This is a genomic window from Staphylococcus sp. GDX8P54P (assembly GCF_017893165.1).
GTDB classification, from domain to species: Bacteria; Bacillota; Bacilli; order Staphylococcales; family Staphylococcaceae; genus Staphylococcus; species Staphylococcus borealis.
Genome location: NZ_JAESMM010000086.1, coordinates 1 through 394 on the forward strand (window position 1 = coordinate 1; position 394 = coordinate 394).

Annotated in this window: 1 protein-coding gene; it reads left to right on the forward strand. The window is 32.5% G+C overall.

What is annotated here, in order from left to right; translation table 11 throughout:
• Positions 1–394 (forward strand): hypothetical protein (locus KA909_RS13355; RefSeq protein WP_210130331.1); only part of this gene is annotated, 394 nt, incomplete at both ends.

Genomic DNA, 394 nt, shown 5'->3' on the forward strand with positions numbered 1-394 from the left:
ATACAGTAAGCAGCATAGAGCGTTGCAAATGTATCAACGTCAATTAAACTCTACGCAATCCGAAATGAAACAATTTGGTACAACTTCTAAACAAACTTTGTTCTCAATGGAAAAAATAAACACAGTGTTAGGTACAATGAAACGTCAATTGAATATCGCAAACATGGCATTTCAAAGTGCAGAGAAGTCAACTACAAGTTATAAAAACTATTTAACTCAGTTAAACACAGTTATTCAAAAACATCAAAACACGATTAGAGTTTTAGAAAGTCGCTATCAAAAAGTGGTACGGGAACAAGGCGTTATGAGTAAAGAAGCTCTTGAATTGAAAGAGAAGATTTTGCAAGAGAAGAACTCTTTAAACCAATTAGATAATCAGTATAAAAAGACTACT